The sequence below is a fragment of the Candidatus Saccharibacteria bacterium oral taxon 488 genome, assembly GCA_013100825.1.
Taxonomy (GTDB): Bacteria; Patescibacteriota; Saccharimonadia; order Saccharimonadales; family Saccharimonadaceae; genus Nanosynbacter.
Window position 1 is genome coordinate 812,889 of record CP040001.1, and the last position, 17,871, is coordinate 830,759.

Genomic DNA, 17,871 nt, shown 5'->3' on the forward strand with positions numbered 1-17,871 from the left:
AAGTAAAGGAGGCTCTATGCAGCGACGAGTTAACGTACGCGGAATTATTATCAACGATCAGGGCAAAATTTTTTGCCAGAAATTAACCGCAAATAACGGCACGGGGCGAGAGTTTTGGTGTGCACCGGGCGGTGGTTTGGAGTTGGGTGAAAGTTTACTGGACGGTTTACGCCGAGAGATGATTGAGGAAACTGGCGTCAAGCCAACCATTGGCAAGCTATTATTCATCCAACAATTTACCGACACCAACCCCTCGTCTAAACACGGCGTTACTGAGCAGCTCGAGTTTTTCTTCTCCATCACCAACTGGCGTGATTACCAGCACATTGACCTGGAGCAAACATCGCACGGCGTCGAGGAAGTAGCAGAGTGCGGCTTTGTCGATTCGAAAACCACACGGATTTTGCCGAGCTACCTAACAGAGGTTGACCTAAACTGGCTGGTTAATGAATCGACTGATGTTCAGATGATGAGCGAATTGTAACAATCCTACCAAGACTATTTACCAAAGATTTTGCTATAGTCAGTTTTTGGATAATTTGCTACATATAGTCACGCTGTAGGGTGGTTATTGCATGAACGGCCGCCCCCTTAAGTGCGGGTGAATTTTCACTCGCAGACACCACCTCTCGGTAACTGCCCAGACATTTTTCTAATAGCTTCCACCTATCGGCTGGAGACTGGTTGAGCTGATTCGCCAAAACTGATATAGCGTCAATAAGTAACGACCGGAGGTCACCCTGAACTGATCTATTGATATATCCTTGCGCGCGAGGAATATCCTCACCGTGATCAACTTGCTCAACATAACCACGAAAACTTCTCGCATATTCAAAGTCAATATAGCGAGTCGCAGAATTATCACCGTCAGAACCCGACAGCCGGACAAGATTACGCATAAAAGCATCCTTGTGAGCAATATGTATTTTATGCAACGCAGATAATGCCAGAAGAGCATCCATTAAATGCTGTTTGATATTCTCTGAGCTCATTTCACGCCATGCAAGACCCTCAAAGTTGACCGCTTTTTCATCGAATCGAGTCATGATCCATGCCGAACGGTACTTGGAACTAATGGGCTTCCCTGCTATCATAAGTGCTTGAATTGAGAAGGGGGCCAGTCCCTGCGTACTAACATACTGGGTCATGGCGACCTCGGCAAGAGCAGTTGTCAGTGGAAGCCGCTTAATAGCAAACTCTTCCTTGGAGCCACTAACTGTTTTCACATCTACGGTAAATGCTCCGTTACGAGACGAGCCTTCACGTGATAAATCTCTGTGTGGCTCAGCTGTAGTGACAGGGGGAAAGTTCGGTGTAACATACAGCAATGGTTTATTGTCTAAATCAAGCTCTGGATAAAACTCCCTGGACATATGATCAACTTGCTCTGACATGTCAGGCAAAGACGGCCTTCTAGTTGTCTCAACCAAAAGGCGACATGCTGCTCCACGCTCGGTATCCATATTTGTGTTATAACATAAAATTATTATTTTGAAAATAGCTATATCGTACTACCGCATAGCCCGAATCATCTGCCTCAGCTGCTCGACCGCCCGAGCGCGGCGCTCACGTGTCCAATAGGTATCAGCGGTGGCCTTCTCGCCATCAACCGTGGTTTCCTGTAGGAAATGACCGACGACACGGCCGTCTTTTAGTGCCGTCACATCAGGAACATAGACTCGCGGTTGGCCGCTCTCGTCGGTGCGAAGATGTGGCTTCAACTTTTCAACTAATTTTTTTGTAGGTATCGTCATTGGTTTCGCGGGCATGGCGAATGTCGAGATAGTAAATCTTGTCCAAGCCCTCAGCCTTGGCGGCGGTGTCGACAATTGGCGCCAGCTGCTGACACCACGGGCACTGCTGAAAGCCAAGGAAAATCAAGCCACTGCCTGATTCAAATTTCTCCAAAACCTCGCCAGCCGAAGCAAAGACGAAGCGATTGTCATTAGCCACCCGGGAGTAAGCGGCCTTGAAGCGAGCAGCGTCTGAGGACTGCGGTGACGGAGGTGTCTGCGGGTGCGACCACATATACCAACCGCATATGACGATAGCAATGATACCAACAAAACCGATGGCCAAACACAGCCGTTTGTTCTGGCGTTTGGCTAGCTTGGTATGTTTCATCCGAACCTCCCTCACTTCCCTTTGACGCCAAAAAACTTCCGCGCCCGCTCAGTCACCGGATGATCCATCACCTGCTCTGGCGGACCATTTTCGATAATCTCGCCCTTGTCCAGGAAAATCATCCGCGTAGCCACTTCGCGCGCAAACTTCATTTCATGCGTGACGATGACCATGGTCATACCTTTGGCGGCAACCTCACGAATCACGTCCAACACTTCGCCAATCATCTCTGGATCAAGCGCTGAGGTTGGCTCGTCAAACAACATGATGTCCGGCTCCATAGCGAGGGCTCTCGCGATAGCCACGCGCTGCTTTTGCCCGCCTGAGAGCTGCGAAGGAAAGGCGTTGGCTTTGTCCGCCAGCCCCACGTCCGCGAGCAATTTCTTTGCCAGGCGCGTCGCCGCCCGATCAGACAGTTTGCGCAGTTTCCGCAGCGCTAGTTTGATGTTATCCAGCACACTCAAGTTTGGGAACAGATTGAACGATTGAAACACCATGCCAACTTTTTGGCGCAAAGCGTTCAGATCGACTTTTGGCGCTGTCGTTTCCACGCCGTCGATGACAATGCGCCCGCCGGTCGGCGTCTCCAGTAAATTCAAGCAGCGCAAAAAGGTTGATTTGCCTGAGCCACTCGAGCCAACGACCACCACCACTTCGCCTTCATAAATTTCAACATCAATATCCCTGAGCACGCGGTTACTACCAAACTGTTTTTTGAGGTTAGCCACCGTGATAATTGCTGGGTGCTCAATGCTCGGTTGCGCCACTTCCTTCACCTTATTCACTGCCATCTTTTAGTCTCCTCTCTACTCGGGTCATCACACGGGTAAATATGGCGGTCAACGCCAAGTACATCACCGCTGCAGCAAACAATGACTGAAATGCCGTGGCCGTTTGAAACCGAATATTGTCAGCGCCACGCATGATGTCATTCAGCCCAATCCAACCGACGACTGAGGTCTCTTTCAACAGAGCGATAAATTCGCTGATCAGCGCTGGCAAAGAATTTTTAAGCGCTTGTGGCAAAATCACCAAACGCATAGCCTGCCACCGGCTAAAACCGAGCGAACGAGCCGCTTCCATTTGCCCCTTGTCAACGCTTTCGATGCCACCACGGATAATCTCACCGATGTATGCGCCGCTATTGATACCAAAGGCAATCGCTGCCACAAAAATCTTCGGCATGAATTGATATGAGCCAAAGACGACGTAGTACATGATTAACAGCTGGACCAGCAGCGGTGTGCCCCGAATGATGTCGACATAAATCTTGCCAATCCAGTTGAGCGGTTTGATCGTCGAGGTACGAAGCAGCGCTACCACGAGGCCAATGATTGTACCGAGGAGCAATGATAGAACTGTTAGCACCAAGGTCACCTCTAGGCCGTGCCACAAATACAGCCACCGGCCATCGCCGAAAATTACTTCCAGGAAATTCACGATTCAAGCTCCTTTTTCTTCATCGATTCAAGCGCTGCGACACCAAAATGCTTGCGGACGAGATTGTCATATCGGCCGTCCTTTTTCATCTCCGCCAACACTCGGTTAATCTTTTCCAGCAAGTCGTGATTATTATTTTTGATGGCAATCGCATAGTGCTCGCTTGATAACTCACCCGGCAAAATCTCTAAGTTCGGAAAGCCCGCCGTGTACTGAGCAGCCGGCGCATCATCCAAAATAACCGCCTCGACGCCACCAGCATTTAACTCCGTCAATACACTTGGTGCGGTTGGAAATTGCGACACCTTAGCGCCGACAATCTTCCTGGCCAGCGTATCACCCGTCGTACCCAACTGCACACCAATCTTCTTGCCCGTCAGCTGATACCTATTGCGAATGGGGCTACCTTTTTTGACAATGATCCGCTGCGAGGCGGAATAATACGGCTCGGAAAACAGCGCATTTTTGGCGCGCTCCGGTGTCACCGACATACCAGCCACCGCCATGTCAATTTGCCCCGACTCTAACGCTGGCAGCAATCCGTCAAACGACATGTCTTCAATCTTTAGCTTCTTGTTCATACTGCGGGCAATTTCCTTCGCCAAATCAACATCAAAACCAACAACTTCATTACCCTGCTTGTACTCAAACGGCTTGAACCCGGCATTGGTACCCATCACCAATACGTCATCACTCTTGCCAAACCCGCCTTCGCGCTGCAAAATGTCAAACGCCATAAAGCCAATCAACGCCACAAACAGCCCCAGGCCTATCCACCAACTAACACCAAACCCCCGATGATGCGCTTTCGTTCTGTTCATGCTTATTTAGTATACGCGCTTTGAAAAGAAATGATAAGCCCCCAAACAGCCCACGTACCCAGACAAACGTTGTATAATATCATTATGAGCACCTCTCCGTCTGGCCGCGGCGCCAACAACCGCATTATCATTCGCGTGGCTATCGTCTTGCTATTACTATGTAGCGCTGTTTTCTTTGTCGCTAGCCGTTATAAAATTGTGCAATTTCGTGACGCCAAAATTGACGAGATTTTATTTTATTTCAAGAACGGCCTGGCGGGTGGGCAGTCTAGCAGTTTCACCTCGGCCATCTGGGAAAATATCCCCTACGTCATTGGGCTGCTCATCATTTTACTACTACCAATCATCCTCAAACTACGTTGGAAAAAACAACCGCTCCGCTTACGCCACCAAGCGTATTACGCGGGCGGCCTATTCATGATCAGCCTAGCGCTGTTAGTTCAAAGTTTCAGCATCCCCGCCTACGTCATCGCTCTTGCTCAATCGTCAAAGATCTATGATCAGCATTATGTCGATCCGCGCGGCGTCAAATTGACATTTCCTAGTACCAAACGCAATTTAATTTATATCTACGTCGAGTCGCTGGAAAATACACCGGCCTCCAAAGCCAACGGCGGCATGAGCGACAAATCAGTCATCCCGGAGTTGGAGAAATTAGCCCTGACCAACACCTCATTCTCACACCAAGCCTCAGGTCTTGGCGGCGCCCTGCCTGCACACGGCACCACCTGGACGGTAGCCGGCATGACCGCTCAATCCGCTGGCGTGCCGCTCAAAGACGGCGGGGTGTTCGGTGACCGCGACCGCAACGGCATGGGTGATTTTAATCAATTCTTGCCGGGCGCTTACACCCTCGGGCAGGTGCTCGAAAAGGCTGGCTATAACCAATCATTCGTCATGGGTTCAGACAAAACCTTTGGTGGGCGCGATAAGCTACTGGAGCAACACGGCAATTATAATATCATCGACTTTACCTACGCCCAAAAGCACGGTTTGATTCCTCAGGACTATAAAGTATGGTGGGGCTATGAAGACAAAAAGCTTTTCCAATTTGCCCGCGATGAAGCCACCCGCCTCAGTAAATCCGACAAGCCATTCAACCTGCAGATGCTGACTGTTGATACTCACTTCACCGATGGCTGGATGGATAAAGATGTTTGCAAGGAGCAATTTGAAGCGAAATACGACAATGTTCATGCCTGCGCCTCTAAACAAATCGCGTCCTTCGTCGAGTGGGTCAAGCAACAGCCATTTTACGCCAACACCACTATCATCATCAGTGGCGACCACCTCGGCATGCAGACACCATATTATGAAGAGAAAATTGCGGGTACCCCTTACCAACGAACCATTTACAACGCCTTTATCAACCCCGCCATCCAGCCAACTCGCGCCACTAACCGCCAATTTGCCACCTTTGACATGTATCCATCGACCCTGGCGGCACTGGGCGTGACGGTAGATGGTGACCGTATGGGGCTGGGTACTAATTTGTTCTCAAATCGCCAGACATTGGTTGAACAATTTGGTGGTATCGATCAGCTTAACACTGAGCTCAGCAAACGCTCAACCTACTACGAACGGCGGATCTTGAGCAATTCATAAATAAGCACGTCTTGCCCATAAAAATCCGACGAGTCACCCCGCCGGATTGAGCTATGTACGACGCACCTTATGCGCCGTAGCCATTCGGATTATTGCTCTGCCAATTCCAGGCGTCGCGGCAGGCGTCCTCAATTGTCAATTCCGCTCGCCAACCCAGTTCTGCCTCTGCCAATCCCGGATCAGCGTAACACGCGGCAATGTCGCCCGGCCGGCGCGGCGTGATTTGATACGGAACGTCCCGGCCCGACGCTTTTTCAAATGCTTTTACTAATTCCAACACCGACGTACCGCGACCAGTACCGATGTTATACACCTTATACTCATCCGGCTCGCCCAAATGTTCCAATGCCGCCACATGCGCCCGCGCCAAATCAACCACGTGAATATAATCGCGCACGCCCGTGCCATCCGGCGTGTCATAATCATTGCCAAACACGCTCAGGTGATCGCGCTTGCCGACTGCCACTTGCGATACGAACGGCAGCAAATTGTTTGGAATGCCCGACGGATCCTCGCCGATGCGGCCGCTCGAATGAGCGCCAACGGGATTGAAATAGCGCAGCGAGGTAAACTGCCAGCCCTGCTTGGTCGCCGCCACATCGCGTAATATTTGCTCAATCATCAATTTGGTTTGACCGTACGGATTAGTCGCCGACAGCGGCATATCCTCGGTAATCGGCAGCCGCGCCGGGTCGCCGTACACCGTTGCTGAGCTGGAAAAGACCAGCTTCTTTACATCAAATTCCTGCATGACATCCAGCAGCGTCAATGTGCTTTCCAGATTGTTCTGATAATAGAGCAGCGCCTTTTCCACCGACTCTCCGACGGCCTTCAGGCCCGCAAAATGAATCGCTGCATCAATTGCCTCAGATCTAAATAACTCCGCCAGCTGCACTCGATCACGTAGATCAAACTCACGAAACGGCACCGCTTGGCCGGTAATTTCCTCAACTCGGTGCAAACTCTCGGCGGATGAATTTGACAAATTATCAACCACCACCACGCCGTGACCCGACGCCAGCAGTTCAATGATGGTGTGGCTGCCGATATACCCAGCACCGCCAGTAACGAGAATGTTCATGAAGTACCCCTTTCGCTATGATTCCTAATAACACCATTATATCACTGCTATTTCCATAAAACTGGCTTGTGAATAAACCCTCAATAAGATCAGCTAGCTTTATTTTCTTGGCGTGCCGGCGCAGCAGAAGCAACATAGCATATGATGCCGCCCCAATATAACGGCATGATGACATAACCAACCCATGCTTCAGATACGCCGCCAAACATGCGCAGCGCCAGACAAGCATCAGATATCGCCATCATGCCGCCGCCGATTGCCGCCCACCACCAGCGCGATTGATAGCGTGCCGCTGCAGCTGCCGCCGCGCTAATCGCCATCACGGTAATTACTGCGGTATACGCGGCGATCGCATTGGCGAGCACGGCATCGCGAACTTGCGGTAATACTGTTTGCAATACAAATCCTACTAATCCTATATAACAGATTGCTGCTAAAATAACCATGAACAGACGCGGTCGGCAGCCTGACCGCCAAGCTGCACGCAGCCGATTAAAATTGATGGCGCAAAGCACCACATGCGCCAGCAAAAACACCGCCAAGCCGGCGATAAAATAACTAAACGGCAAAAACGCAAAAATTGCTCCGGCAATCACAAATAGAACTAACGCTGCCAGCAATGTTTTCGCTTCAGCACCGTGTAGCCGATTGTAGCGCCAAGCGCCAATCAGAATAAATACTGTTGTCAACGGATCTGTCAGCTGTTTAGCGAAACTCCATTCCTGTGGCATAAACTGCAATATTTGCCAGACTATTCCGCATAAAAAAGCCAGCCACATTACTGTAAAAAATCGTAATGATTTCATATGGTTAATAATGACATAAGCCGCTGGGGGCGCGCAAGATCATCGTTAAATCTTAAATGATATTTCTAGCACTCTTGCACTGAGAGTGCCAATTTGCTATGATAATCATATCAATTATCCCCGCTCTGTCTCTCGCCGCGGCGCATCATAAATACGGACTCAGAAAAGCCCAAAAAATCAAAGGAGGACCTATGCCACCAAATATGCAAGAAGAGCTTGAGCAGCCGCTGGAGAAATTCGGCACCGATATCACGGCGCTCGCCAGGGAACATAAACTTGATCCGGTCATCGGGCGCGACGAAGAAATTCGCCGCACCATGCAAATCCTCAGCCGACGTACCAAGAACAACCCCGTTCTCATCGGCGAGCCGGGCGTCGGTAAAACCGCCATCGTCGAGGCCCTAGCGCAGCGTATCGTCAAGGGCGACGTACCGGCGTCGCTGAAAGATAAGCGGCTGATTAGCTTGGAGATTTCTAGCTTGCTGGCCGGAGCGAGCTTTCGCGGCCAATTCGAAGAGCGCCTGAAAGCAATTTTGAAAGAAGTTGAAGAAGCTGCCGGCGAAATTATTTTGTTCGTTGATGAAATTCACACCATGGTCGGCGCCGGCAAAACCGAAGGCAGCATGGACGCCGGCAATATGCTCAAACCCGCCCTGGCGCGCGGTAAACTACACATGATCGGCGCGACAACCTTGGCGGAATATCGCCAGCATGTCGAGAAAGACGCGGCCCTAGAGCGGCGCTTTCAGCCAGTCTATGTTGGCGAGCCGAGTTTTGACGACACCGTGGCAATTTTGCGCGGTCTGAAAGAAAAATACGAGGTGCATCACGGCGTTAAAATCTCTGATGATGCCATCGTGGCGGCGGCGCGGCTGTCCACCCGCTATCTGCCCGATCGCTTTTTGCCTGATAAGGCCGTTGACCTCCTGGATGAAGCGACCAGCGCTCTGAAGATGCAGCTGGAGAGCGTGCCAATTGCGCTAGATCGGCTGAATAACCGCCGCTTGCAGCTGGAAATTGAAGAAGCAGCGCTGAAAAAAGACAAATCCGAGCACGCCAAGGCCCGAAAAGAGGAGATTAATCAGCAAATCGCTGACCTTCGGACTCAGGCCGAGGTGATTGACAATAAATGGCAGCACGAAAAGGATATCCTCCAGACCGTCAATACCGCTACCGAAACCATGGATAGTTTGCGCTCGCAACTGGAAATCGCCGAGCGCGACGCCGACCTGGCCACCGCCAGCCGCATCAAATACGGCGACCTGCCAGATCTGGAGAAAAAGCTGGCTGCCGCCCGCCAGGAACTGGCTGCCATTCCACCGGCCGACCGCTTACTACGTGAAGAAGTCACTCCCGACGACATCGCCAGTGTGGTGGCGCGCTGGACGGGCATTCCCGTGGAGCGACTGATGGAGACCGAATCGAGCAAACTAGCCAAATTGGAGGAGCATATTAGCACGCAAGTGATTGGTCAAGACAAGGCCATCGCCGCCGTGGCCAGTGCTATTCGCCGTTCGCGTGCTGGCCTCAGTGATACCAACCGGCCGATCGGCTCCTTCCTCTTCCTTGGCCCAACTGGGGTCGGAAAAACAGAAGTGGCCCGCAGCCTGTGCCGTGAATTATTTGACGACGAACACGCCATGATCCGCATCGACATGAGTGAATACATGGAGCGGCACGCCGTGGCCCGCCTGATTGGCTCGCCGCCAGGCTACGTCGGCTACGACCAAGGGGGACAACTCACCGAAGCGGTGCGCCGCCGCCCCTACAGCGTGGTGTTGTTTGATGAAATTGAGAAGGCCCATCCCGACGTCTTTAACGTGCTCCTCCAGGTGCTCGACGACGGCCGCCTGACCGATGGCCAGGGGCGAACAGTCGATTTTTCTAACACGGTAATTATCATGACCAGCAATGTCGGCTCGCAGACAATCATGGATTTTTCTGGCGACGATTTATCGGCACTGGATAATCAAATGTTTGAGGTGCTCAGGCAACACTTCCGTCCGGAATTTCTCAACCGCATCGATGACATCGTTATCTTCGACCGCATTCGACCAGAGGCCATGCGAGCAATTGTCGATGTCCAGCTGAAACGCGTCGCCCGCCAAGTCAAAGATAGCCGCGACATCACGCTAGAGTTTGACGATAGCGTCCGCGACATGCTGGCCCGCGACGGCTACGACCCGGCCTTTGGCGCCCGGCCGCTGAAGCGCTTGGTACAAAAGCGGGTGCTTGACCCGCTGGCGCTGGAGCTGATCGACGGGCGAATTCATGACGGCGAGACAGTAAAAGTGAATATAATTAACGACCGCGTGAAGTTCCAAAAACAATAATTAAGTTTCACCTATTTCCCTGATTAACACCTTCCATCGTCGTACAGCCGCATTTGACTGCAAACGTCCGGAAGTCTCGTCTTGACTGAATCAATGCAGCGCAAGAAAAAGCGTCCCAGCCGCCAACTGGAACGCTTTTCGGTAGATTATCCTCGGACCGAGGCGCACTACTCGGTTTGATTAGCCTCTGCCCGCGTTAACTTGTCAACCATCGGCAGAATTAGATAGATACCGATAATCGCTGCCGCCAAGCCAACACCAACGATGGCGAAGTAAGTTGGCGTTAACACCGGCTTCAGCGTCGTCGAGAACGTGCTAGTAAATACTGCACCCGTCCACACGCCAAAACCGCACGACAGAATCGAGGTGGTGAGTAGCGGCGCCACCGATTCAACCATCACCAAACGTTTCAACTGAGCAAGGCGCATACCGCTCAGCCGCAGCGTGTATAGCGAGCGGCGGCGTTCCATCAGCCCGCCAATCGTCGAGACAATCAAGCTTGCCACCGCCACGAACAGCGTCACGCCGATACCGACATAGGCTAAGTCGGCAAATTCGCGAATCGTCGGATTGATATGCGGCTTTTTAGAGTCAGTGCCGCTCACGGCATAGGTCAAATCGTACTGATTGGCTTTCGCCGTCACCAAGGTACGCAATTTCTCGATATCATTATCTGACTTCAATGTCACCAAATATTCCTTGGCGCCGTTCGTATCAACCTTGTCGTTAATCAACGATACGTTTTTGACCACTGGCGCGTCAAAATTCAGCAGTGCAAATTGGTCGGGTCGGGCGTTATTCGGGCAAGCGTGCTCGGTATACTTCGCCAAATCCTGGCAGCGAATCGCGTCACCGTCCTCGCGCGGATAGATCGTCGCCACCGACGTGATGTAAGATTTTTGCTGCAGCTGCTCCGCCATATCGCCGGGCAGCGAGCGGCCGATGACGATTGCTGTGCCGCGCTTTAACTGTGAAAAACCGTTATCTTTGACAGCCTGAGCATTTAAGCCCTCGATACCGCTGGTCGCTGTCAAGTAAAAGCTGCCCGCAAACAGCGCCAATACCACGCCGCTGACACTGCGGAAAATTGTCCGCGAATGCACCGCCGTACGCTTACCAGCGATCAACATCGAAGCGTTATTAGCCCAGCGCGCTGCCAACAGCGACAGCTTATTAGTCAGCCAGCCGCCAGCCAGAATCAAGCCGAACATCACCAGCAGCAGCGCCGCCATCAATAGTACCGACGGCAGAGCTGATTCTTTATTAGCCGCCAGCCAATCCCGCCCTGGCTTCGACGACAGCCAAGCAAAGAACGCGATACCAAGTGCTGGCACCAGCGCCCGCCAAGCGCGCAATTTCTTTACCTTTTCAACCGAACGCGACACACCCAGCGGCGAAATCTGCGCCCGGCGCATCCGCCGCCAGTTGACAAACATCGTTAGTCCCAGCGTCAAACCGATAATCAACGCATATTGCGTGCCAGTTAGCACCAAATCGCCAGGATTAAACCGCATGCCGTCCATCCTGAAATCCTGCAGCGGCGCTTGCAGCAGCCAGAACGCGCCCAGCCCAATTAGTACACCCACAACCGACGCCAATAGCGATTCCAACATCAACACCCGTCCCACCTGCCGCTTAGTCGCGCCGATCAGCCGCAAAGCAGCATAGCGTTTTTCCCGCTGTGCTGCACCTAGCTGTGTCGCCACTGACACGAAAATGACGATTGGAAACAGCAAGATCGTCCCGCCGACACCAAATACAATGACGGCAACTGGGTCTATTTTAGCATCCGATTTTAATCCGTTAGCGTCCGTCCGATAAACATCAGCAAAGTATGATGGCTGCCCCTGAGATTTGGTAAAAGCATCGCTCTCGGCCACTTCCTCGGCGCTCGCGCCACGTACCATCATCAATGCATCCGGGCTAGCAACATATTCGCTAGGAATTACACCAAGGTATTTGGTATTTTTACCAAAACGTGCCAAGATATTGTCCTCTGGATGCTGAGCAACCGCATCGGCCAACGCTTTTGATAAGTAGTATTCACCAGGATGCGGCGTTTTTAGCTTGGCAAATTGCGGCGATTTAGCCGTGCCGTACATTGAATAAGACTGGATGGACTGACCACGCCATTTCGATGCATCACCACGCCAGGTACCACCAATTTTCAGCGGTTCAACACCCTCAATCGGTTTTTGTTCAGCCGCACCGCGAGCCGCCTGATATGTCGCCGTATTAATTGCTAGCCCACTAGCGCGCCCCTTTATCCCGTTGATACCAGCCGTAAAGCAGCACACCAGCACGATCCCCAGCGCCACCGCCGCCGTGGTCAGACCCAGACGCGCGAACGACTGGCGGCCAGACTTTTGCAATAACATCCAACTAACGCTCATCGGATAATCCTCGCATTAGTTTTATTAAGCCTCACCCGCATTGGATTTACCGCCGCCTCGGCGCCAGAAATCTGCCCATCACGGACGATGATTTCCCGATCAGCATAGGCGGCAATCGTCGGCTCGTGCGTCACCATAATGACTGTCGTGCCGTGCTCTTTGGCAGTTTTAATGAATAACTCCATGACCTTTTCTGAGTTCAGGCTATCTAATGAACCAGTTGGCTCATCAGCAAACAACACTTTTGGCTCAATCACCATGGCCCGGGCGATCGCCACCCGCTGCATTTGTCCGCCCGACAACTCGCCAAGCATACTGTCGGCTTTACTCGCCAACTCAACCTTATTCAGCCATGATTTCGCCTTTTGATAGGCCTCGTTTCGCTTGACGCCGTTGAGCAGCAATGGCAACGCTACATTGTCCAGCGCCGTTAGCTCCGGCACTAGCTGTCCAAACTGAAAGACAAAACCAAAGCTGGTGCGCCTTAGCAGACTGCGCTTATCGTCACCCATCTTATCAATCCGCTGGCCGTCGAAGTCGATCTCGCCGCCATCAACTTTGGTAATCGCTGCCAAGCTGTGTAGCAGTGTTGACTTACCAGAACCCGACGGACCCATAATCGCCAGTACTTCGCCCGCCTCGACATCCAAGCTAACACCGCGCAGCGCCTGCGTTTGCCCGAACGACTTTGTAATATTTTTAGCGCTAATTATTGGTTTGCTCATGCAAAATTTCCTCCTTTAGCCGCGTTAACCGCGAAATAGTTAATTCAATCCAGCGTAAATCCGCCTCCAAATGATACAGCGCGTGGTCGATCAGCAGCATATCCGATAAATTGCTGTCACGCCGCTGAGCTGTCAGCTCACGCATCCGTTGGATGTGCGCCTGCCGTTGGTTATCCAAATACGGTGACGCATCGCCATCCTTCAGAATAGCTAGCACTGCTTTGACATACATCGTCGCTTGCAGTTGCGGCGACGGCGCCTCTGGTGATTCCAGCCAAGCCTGCAAATCTTGCTTACCCTCGTCGGTAATTTCATACCGAACCCGATCCGGCCCGCCCGATTCGCTGGTATCAGTAATTTCTTTGACCTTGTTGTCGCGTTTGAGCCGCGCCAGAGTTGAATATATCTGACCGGTTAAAATTGGCTTGTCCTTACCAAAATAGCCGTCATATTTTTTCTTTAACTCATAGCCATAATTTGACTCTTCCGCTAAAAAACCTAACAGGGTATATTGAACGCTCATACTCTTACTATACACCCTATGTTTAGTTATTGCAAGAGTTTTATACACTCAGTGTATAGTTTGTGTTGGCGACCAACTACCCGCTCTCTTGCTATACGATCTACCCCATCACAGCCACCTCATTCCGTAGCCCGCCACCCAAACGCGAGTAGACTGCACCAGAATGCATACTATTATGCAATTTTGACGTATAATGGATGCATGGTTCAATTTTGCCGAGTGTATAATAAACGGCGCTCTGTCAAGTCGGCCGCGTTGGGGGTTAGTAAAATTCTCAGCTTACCACCCTACTTGCTACTGGCAATTGTCTTATTCGTGCTGTTTGCACTCATTATTTTCTTTGCCATCAACGCCAATTTTTATGGCCCGCTGATGATGTCGCGACTACCAATATTAGACAAAATCTCCCTTCTTGGAACCATGTTCATTGATATATTCAAACAGGGCTTCAGCTCGCTAAACGGCGCGCTACTGCTCATGGTGTCACTCCTCCAAGGACTGTCAATTACCGTCGTCATTTTCACTGCCAAGAAAAATAAGCGTAATGAACAGTCGGTCACTCGACAAGTCGGACTCAGCGGCTTGGCCTCCGTGGCTGCCGCCATCGGTTTGGGCTGCGTTCCTTGCGGCACGTCACTCATCCTGCCGCTCGTTGCCGTGTTCTTCTCAGGCGCCGCCACAGCCACTGCCGCCACTGTCGCCAGCACCCTCGTGCTGATCCTAGCCCTGCTATTAAGCCTCTTTTCACTCTACAAGTCTGGACAAATCGCCTTTATGTATACCGAATTAGCAAAACAGGGGGACATATGAATCGACAAAAAACAGCCGGCATAGCACTCATTTGGGTCATCTTGGGGATTATGATCACGGGAATTGTAGCACTATTTATTTATGGTATTGTCAATCGCCCGCCAAATCGCCACATTGGTGACGGCAAGCCGTGGAACGAAAAGATGTCGCAAGGCTCTACTGAGGCCAAGCACGTATTCGTTGACTATACTGATTATTTCTGCTCATTCTGTGCCGAAGTTGAAGCGGCCACCAACGCTGATTTCTTCAAAAATGAGTATCTCAAATCAGGCAAAGTTCGCTACGAACACCGCGTGGTGACGCTGCTCAAAGAAGTTACCGACAACACAGAAACTGGCGCTCACGCTGCTTTTTGCGCCGCTGACCAAGACAAATATTGGCAATATACACACGACATCGTGCCACGCATCAAACGTGATTATTTTGACAAAGGCATTGGTGTGAAAAACGTTGCCGTACCGCAAAAAATTCCACCACTGCCGTTAGGCTACTTCCTGGCTTCTGCCAAACATGTTGGTATGGATGAGGCAACATTTACTGATTGTATGACCAAAAAACCTCACCAAAAAGAGATTGATGACAGCACCCAAAAAGCCCTTTCGCTTGGCGTGAGCGGTCTACCATACATGGTAGTCAATGACTATGTCGCCAGTGGATTTGCTGGTGGTGAAAGTGGCCTAAAAGCAATTTTGAAAGCTGGCGGAGTGAACTAATGTCTGCCAAAAAAACGCAAACGAAATCTCAAAAATTATCAAAAGAACGACCGTCAACTCAGCCTCGTCGTGAGCCAAAAACCAGCACAGCTCCCCAAAGCACATCAAAACTAAGCGGTGTCTTATTCGCCATACTACTTTTGTTGGCGGTAGTCGCCATGGCGGCGTTATTTTATCTCCAATCCATACAACCACCCGTCCAGCGCCCAACCGTTCTGGAAGATGAAAAATATTACTTCACCGACTCACGCTATGCTGGCATCCGCTCCAAGTTCGTAACGCGCGACACCAAACACGAGAAAGTTTCAATTGAATATCCAATCACCAGCAATTCCAAAATCAACAAACTCATCGCCCGAGTAATCGACCGTGCTGACGGTGATTTCCGCCACACCGCCACTAACGCTCCGACATTCGACCGACCAATGACAGAGACGATTAGTTATCAAGTTACGCATAATAATTCGACCGCTCTGTCGATCATTGTCAATATTAAACAAGATATGCACGGCGCGCATCCGGTGTCGCTGACGCATTTTTGGACGTTTGACAAGAAGTCTGGCAAGGTGATTGGCTTGGATAATTTGACCGAGAAATCGGAGGAAGCCATCAAGGCAATCGTGGCGGCTGCCCGGCACGACGTCGCGCAAACCATCAAGCAGCGCCAGCAACCAGAAGCGAATCTTGATGAGATGATCACCAAGGAGGCGTTATCGAACTTTACCATCACTGATGATGGTAACACCTTGGCTTGGCCAATTGGACAGGCTTCGCTCTTACCGTCAGCCTACGGCGAAATGACGATCAAAGTGCCGATCGCCGCCGTTGCCAAATATCTGCAAAATCCGACAGCCCGGAAGCTGGCTAACATCCCCAAGCCGCCCGAGCCAAAGCCAGCGCCTGCGGCGCCAACACCCGTAAACCCAGGTAAAGTGATCGCCTTGACGTTTGATGACGGGCCGGGACCATACACTGCACACCTACTGGACATCTTGGATCAGCACGGCGCTAAAGCCACCTTTTTCTTGATCGGCAGCAAGGTTTCCGCGCAAGCCGATGTGCTACGGCGTATGCATGCGCGTGGCCACCAACTGGGTAACCACTCGTGGTCGCACCCAGAACTACCCAAGCTACCGGTTCACCAAATTGCCAGCGAAATCGACCGTACCAACGACGCCATTAAACAAGCCACCGGCGTCACGCCGAGCATCTTGCGCCCGCCTTATGGTGCAGTTAACGGCGTTGTCCTAGAGCAACTTCGCCTGCGTAGTATGTCATCAATCTTGTGGTCGGTCGACACCCGCGACTGGGCTGATCGCAATAGCGACATCGTCTGCTCGCGCGCAGTTGCTGGTGCCCGCCCTGGAGCAATTATTTTGATGCACGATATTCACCAAACCTCCGTCAATGCCGTACCGTGCATCCTCAACGCACTGAAACAGCAAGGGTATTCGTTTGTGACCGTGCAGGGATTACTCGGCACCACGACACCAGGAGCTGGATATCCGTAGAATTATAGCTGGGTGTTACGGGTGCTCGTTACAACGACTATCCTGCCTTATCTATCTCAAACACCTTATATTTCGAAGTCGCACCGCGCAGTAATTTTACCTTTGACGGCGCCACATCAAAATGTTTCGCTAGTAGCTTCGCCGCCGCCATATTCGCTCGCCCCTCAATGGCTGGCGCCTTGGTGTAAATTGTCAGCACACCATCGTCACCAACCACCACTTCTTCGCGGTGACGGGAGTTGGGTTTGAGGTGGACGGAGATTTTCATGGTTAACATCCTACCGGCTTTATCATATTACCTTTCCTTAGCCCTATTATACCCCCTTAAAACAAACTTTGCGTATTGTATTACCCCATGATAGGCAACGCAAAGTTGCTCGCCAAGACACTAAGATTACGCTATGCTGTTAGAAAATAAACGAAAGGACGCCAAATGATTTTTGCCAAAAAGCTTAAACAATTACGTCAACAAACTGGTTGGTCACAAGAGCAACTAGCCGATCGACTCAACGTTACGCGACAAGCAGTTGCTAAATGGGAACGAGGTGCTGGCTTTCCAGACATAGACAACGTGCAAGCGCTAGCAAAATTATTTAACACTAGTGTGGATGAGCTACTCGACTACACACGAGCAGGATTAGCTTCGGCCATACGCGAACCACTTGATCTTGACGCCTACCCGACAGATACGAAAGGATTTTCAGCATCCGACCTGGCAGTTGCAGACAAATTTGCCGACGCCGATCAAATTGAATCACTAAATCGCCACAGACGACTAACGTGGTGGCAACAAATCATCGACTTTTTCGTAGGAGCTGGAACGCTTGATGTCGCTTTTTCCGGCGAAGCCATTGGACAACTTAAAGGCGATAGACGCTATTATCTGGTTGAAAAGTCCGGTCGCTCATGGATCGTCGAAGTTACAAAACATACGTTGAACGTCGTGAGTTAACCAAACCGTTCCCGCGTCAACAGCTGTCTGTTGG

19 protein-coding genes are annotated in these 17,871 nt (G+C 51.3%); 7 read left to right on the forward strand and 12 right to left on the reverse strand.

Translation table 11 applies throughout. The features are described 5' to 3' along the window. Positions 1 to 16: 16 nt before the first annotated feature. Positions 17 to 484 carry an NUDIX domain-containing protein gene (locus FBF26_04425; protein QJU10476.1) on the forward strand — a complete coding sequence of 156 codons (468 nt, stop codon included), beginning with the start codon at positions 17 to 19 and terminating at the stop codon, positions 482 to 484. Between the two features lie 58 nt (positions 485 to 542). Here the strand turns inward: FBF26_04425 and FBF26_04430 are convergent, their stop codons facing one another. The 6 genes from FBF26_04430 to FBF26_04455 are packed head-to-tail and all read right to left on the reverse strand — an operon-like array spanning position 543 to position 4,385. After that, complete coding sequence (locus FBF26_04430) at positions 543 to 1,463, reverse strand: hypothetical protein (protein ID QJU10477.1); 921 nt, start codon at positions 1,461 to 1,463, stop codon at positions 543 to 545. A 48-nt stretch (positions 1,464 to 1,511) separates the two neighbouring features. After that, positions 1,512 to 1,754 (reverse strand): hypothetical protein, encoded by a 243-nt coding sequence (locus FBF26_04435; protein QJU10478.1) that lies wholly within the window; start codon positions 1,752 to 1,754, stop codon positions 1,512 to 1,514. Then, positions 1,726 to 2,124 carry a hypothetical protein gene (locus tag FBF26_04440; protein ID QJU10479.1) on the reverse strand — a complete coding sequence of 133 codons (399 nt, stop codon included), beginning with the start codon at positions 2,122 to 2,124 and terminating at the stop codon, positions 1,726 to 1,728. Before FBF26_04440 ends, FBF26_04435 begins: the two co-directional genes overlap by 29 nt. A gap of 11 nt (positions 2,125 to 2,135) precedes the next feature. Continuing rightward, positions 2,136 to 2,861: an amino acid ABC transporter ATP-binding protein gene (locus FBF26_04445; protein QJU10573.1), complete on the reverse strand. Its 726-nt coding sequence runs from the start codon at positions 2,859 to 2,861 to the stop codon at positions 2,136 to 2,138. Positions 2,862 to 2,901: 40 nt separating this feature from the next. Then, complete coding sequence (locus FBF26_04450) at positions 2,902 to 3,567, reverse strand: amino acid ABC transporter permease (protein ID QJU10480.1); 666 nt, start codon at positions 3,565 to 3,567, stop codon at positions 2,902 to 2,904. Beyond that, entirely contained in the window at positions 3,561 to 4,385 is an 825-nt protein-coding gene (locus tag FBF26_04455) for a basic amino acid ABC transporter substrate-binding protein (protein QJU10481.1), read from the reverse strand. The genes FBF26_04450 and FBF26_04455 overlap by 7 nt, the downstream gene beginning before the upstream one ends. A gap of 30 nt (positions 4,386 to 4,415) precedes the next feature. Between FBF26_04455 and FBF26_04460 the strand changes: the two genes are divergently transcribed. Continuing rightward, a complete protein-coding gene (locus FBF26_04460) occupies positions 4,416 to 5,990 on the forward strand; it encodes an LTA synthase family protein (GenBank protein ID QJU10482.1) in 1,575 nt (524 codons plus the stop codon). Between the two features lie 67 nt (positions 5,991 to 6,057). Here the strand turns inward: FBF26_04460 and galE are convergent, their stop codons facing one another. Together galE and FBF26_04470 are read right to left on the reverse strand one after the other, a co-directional pair. Continuing rightward, on the reverse strand, positions 6,058 to 7,071 hold the full coding sequence (gene galE / locus FBF26_04465; protein ID QJU10483.1) for a UDP-glucose 4-epimerase GalE: 1,014 nt from the start codon (positions 7,069 to 7,071) through the stop codon (positions 6,058 to 6,060). A gap of 89 nt (positions 7,072 to 7,160) precedes the next feature. Next, positions 7,161 to 7,877: a hypothetical protein gene (locus FBF26_04470; GenBank protein ID QJU10484.1), complete on the reverse strand. Its 717-nt coding sequence runs from the start codon at positions 7,875 to 7,877 to the stop codon at positions 7,161 to 7,163. 98 nt (positions 7,878 to 7,975) lie between these two features. Here FBF26_04470 and FBF26_04475 point away from each other — a divergent pair, with 98 nt between their 5' ends. Continuing rightward, positions 7,976 to 10,210 (forward strand): AAA family ATPase, encoded by a 2,235-nt coding sequence (locus FBF26_04475; GenBank protein ID QJU10485.1) that lies wholly within the window; start codon positions 7,976 to 7,978, stop codon positions 10,208 to 10,210. A gap of 167 nt (positions 10,211 to 10,377) precedes the next feature. Here the strand turns inward: FBF26_04475 and FBF26_04480 are convergent, their stop codons facing one another. From FBF26_04480 to FBF26_04490, 3 genes are read right to left on the reverse strand one after another with little or no spacing between them, the layout of a single operon-like run. Next, on the reverse strand, positions 10,378 to 12,603 hold the full coding sequence (locus tag FBF26_04480; GenBank protein QJU10486.1) for an ABC transporter permease: 2,226 nt from the start codon (positions 12,601 to 12,603) through the stop codon (positions 10,378 to 10,380). Beyond that, a complete protein-coding gene (locus tag FBF26_04485) occupies positions 12,600 to 13,328 on the reverse strand; it encodes an ABC transporter ATP-binding protein (GenBank protein QJU10487.1) in 729 nt (242 codons plus the stop codon). Before FBF26_04485 ends, FBF26_04480 begins: the two co-directional genes overlap by 4 nt. Next, complete coding sequence (locus FBF26_04490) at positions 13,309 to 13,851, reverse strand: PadR family transcriptional regulator (GenBank protein ID QJU10488.1); 543 nt, start codon at positions 13,849 to 13,851, stop codon at positions 13,309 to 13,311. The genes FBF26_04485 and FBF26_04490 overlap by 20 nt, the downstream gene beginning before the upstream one ends. 201 nt (positions 13,852 to 14,052) lie before the next feature. Here FBF26_04490 and FBF26_04495 point away from each other — a divergent pair, with 201 nt between their 5' ends. Genes FBF26_04495 through FBF26_04505 form a run of 3 tightly spaced genes read left to right on the forward strand, consistent with a single transcriptional unit; the run spans position 14,053 to position 16,885 of the window. Beyond that, positions 14,053 to 14,661, forward strand: coding sequence for a hypothetical protein (locus tag FBF26_04495; protein QJU10489.1), 609 nt, complete (start codon positions 14,053 to 14,055; stop codon positions 14,659 to 14,661). After that, positions 14,658 to 15,374, forward strand: coding sequence for a hypothetical protein (locus FBF26_04500; protein QJU10490.1), 717 nt, complete (start codon positions 14,658 to 14,660; stop codon positions 15,372 to 15,374). Before FBF26_04495 ends, FBF26_04500 begins: the two co-directional genes overlap by 4 nt. After that, entirely contained in the window at positions 15,374 to 16,885 is a 1,512-nt protein-coding gene (locus FBF26_04505) for a hypothetical protein (protein ID QJU10491.1), read from the forward strand. Before FBF26_04500 ends, FBF26_04505 begins: the two co-directional genes overlap by 1 nt. A 37-nt stretch (positions 16,886 to 16,922) precedes the next feature. Here the strand turns inward: FBF26_04505 and FBF26_04510 are convergent, their stop codons facing one another. After that, on the reverse strand, positions 16,923 to 17,153 hold the full coding sequence (locus FBF26_04510) for a DUF167 domain-containing protein (protein QJU10492.1): 231 nt from the start codon (positions 17,151 to 17,153) through the stop codon (positions 16,923 to 16,925). Positions 17,154 to 17,318: 165 nt separating this feature from the next. Between FBF26_04510 and FBF26_04515 the strand changes: the two genes are divergently transcribed. Beyond that, positions 17,319 to 17,837: a helix-turn-helix transcriptional regulator gene (locus FBF26_04515; protein ID QJU10493.1), complete on the forward strand. Its 519-nt coding sequence runs from the start codon at positions 17,319 to 17,321 to the stop codon at positions 17,835 to 17,837. Positions 17,838 to 17,871 lie beyond the last annotated feature (34 nt).

Coding starts and splice junctions, on each gene's coding strand:
- FBF26_04430 (QJU10477.1), bottom strand. CDS start 1,463: ATGGATACCGAGCGTGGAGCAGCATGTCGCCTTTTGGTTGAGACAACT.
- FBF26_04470 (QJU10484.1), bottom strand. CDS start 7,877: ATGAAATCATTACGATTTTTTACAGTAATGTGGCTGGCTTTTTTATGC.
- FBF26_04455 (QJU10481.1), bottom strand. CDS start 4,385: ATGAACAGAACGAAAGCGCATCATCGGGGGTTTGGTGTTAGTTGGTGG.
- FBF26_04500 (QJU10490.1), top strand. CDS start 14,658: ATGAATCGACAAAAAACAGCCGGCATAGCACTCATTTGGGTCATCTTG.
- FBF26_04440 (QJU10479.1), bottom strand. CDS start 2,124: ATGAAACATACCAAGCTAGCCAAACGCCAGAACAAACGGCTGTGTTTG.
- FBF26_04435 (QJU10478.1), bottom strand. CDS start 1,754: ATGACGATACCTACAAAAAAATTAGTTGAAAAGTTGAAGCCACATCTT.
- FBF26_04425 (QJU10476.1), top strand. CDS start 17: ATGCAGCGACGAGTTAACGTACGCGGAATTATTATCAACGATCAGGGC.
- galE (QJU10483.1), bottom strand. CDS start 7,071: ATGAACATTCTCGTTACTGGCGGTGCTGGGTATATCGGCAGCCACACC.
- FBF26_04460 (QJU10482.1), top strand. CDS start 4,416: ATGATAAGCCCCCAAACAGCCCACGTACCCAGACAAACGTTGTATAAT.
- FBF26_04480 (QJU10486.1), bottom strand. CDS start 12,603: ATGAGCGTTAGTTGGATGTTATTGCAAAAGTCTGGCCGCCAGTCGTTC.
- FBF26_04495 (QJU10489.1), top strand. CDS start 14,053: ATGGTTCAATTTTGCCGAGTGTATAATAAACGGCGCTCTGTCAAGTCG.
- FBF26_04485 (QJU10487.1), bottom strand. CDS start 13,328: ATGAGCAAACCAATAATTAGCGCTAAAAATATTACAAAGTCGTTCGGG.
- FBF26_04490 (QJU10488.1), bottom strand. CDS start 13,851: ATGAGCGTTCAATATACCCTGTTAGGTTTTTTAGCGGAAGAGTCAAAT.
- FBF26_04505 (QJU10491.1), top strand. CDS start 15,374: ATGTCTGCCAAAAAAACGCAAACGAAATCTCAAAAATTATCAAAAGAA.
- FBF26_04510 (QJU10492.1), bottom strand. CDS start 17,153: ATGAAAATCTCCGTCCACCTCAAACCCAACTCCCGTCACCGCGAAGAA.
- FBF26_04515 (QJU10493.1), top strand. CDS start 17,319: ATGATTTTTGCCAAAAAGCTTAAACAATTACGTCAACAAACTGGTTGG.
- FBF26_04475 (QJU10485.1), top strand. CDS start 7,976: ATGATAATCATATCAATTATCCCCGCTCTGTCTCTCGCCGCGGCGCAT.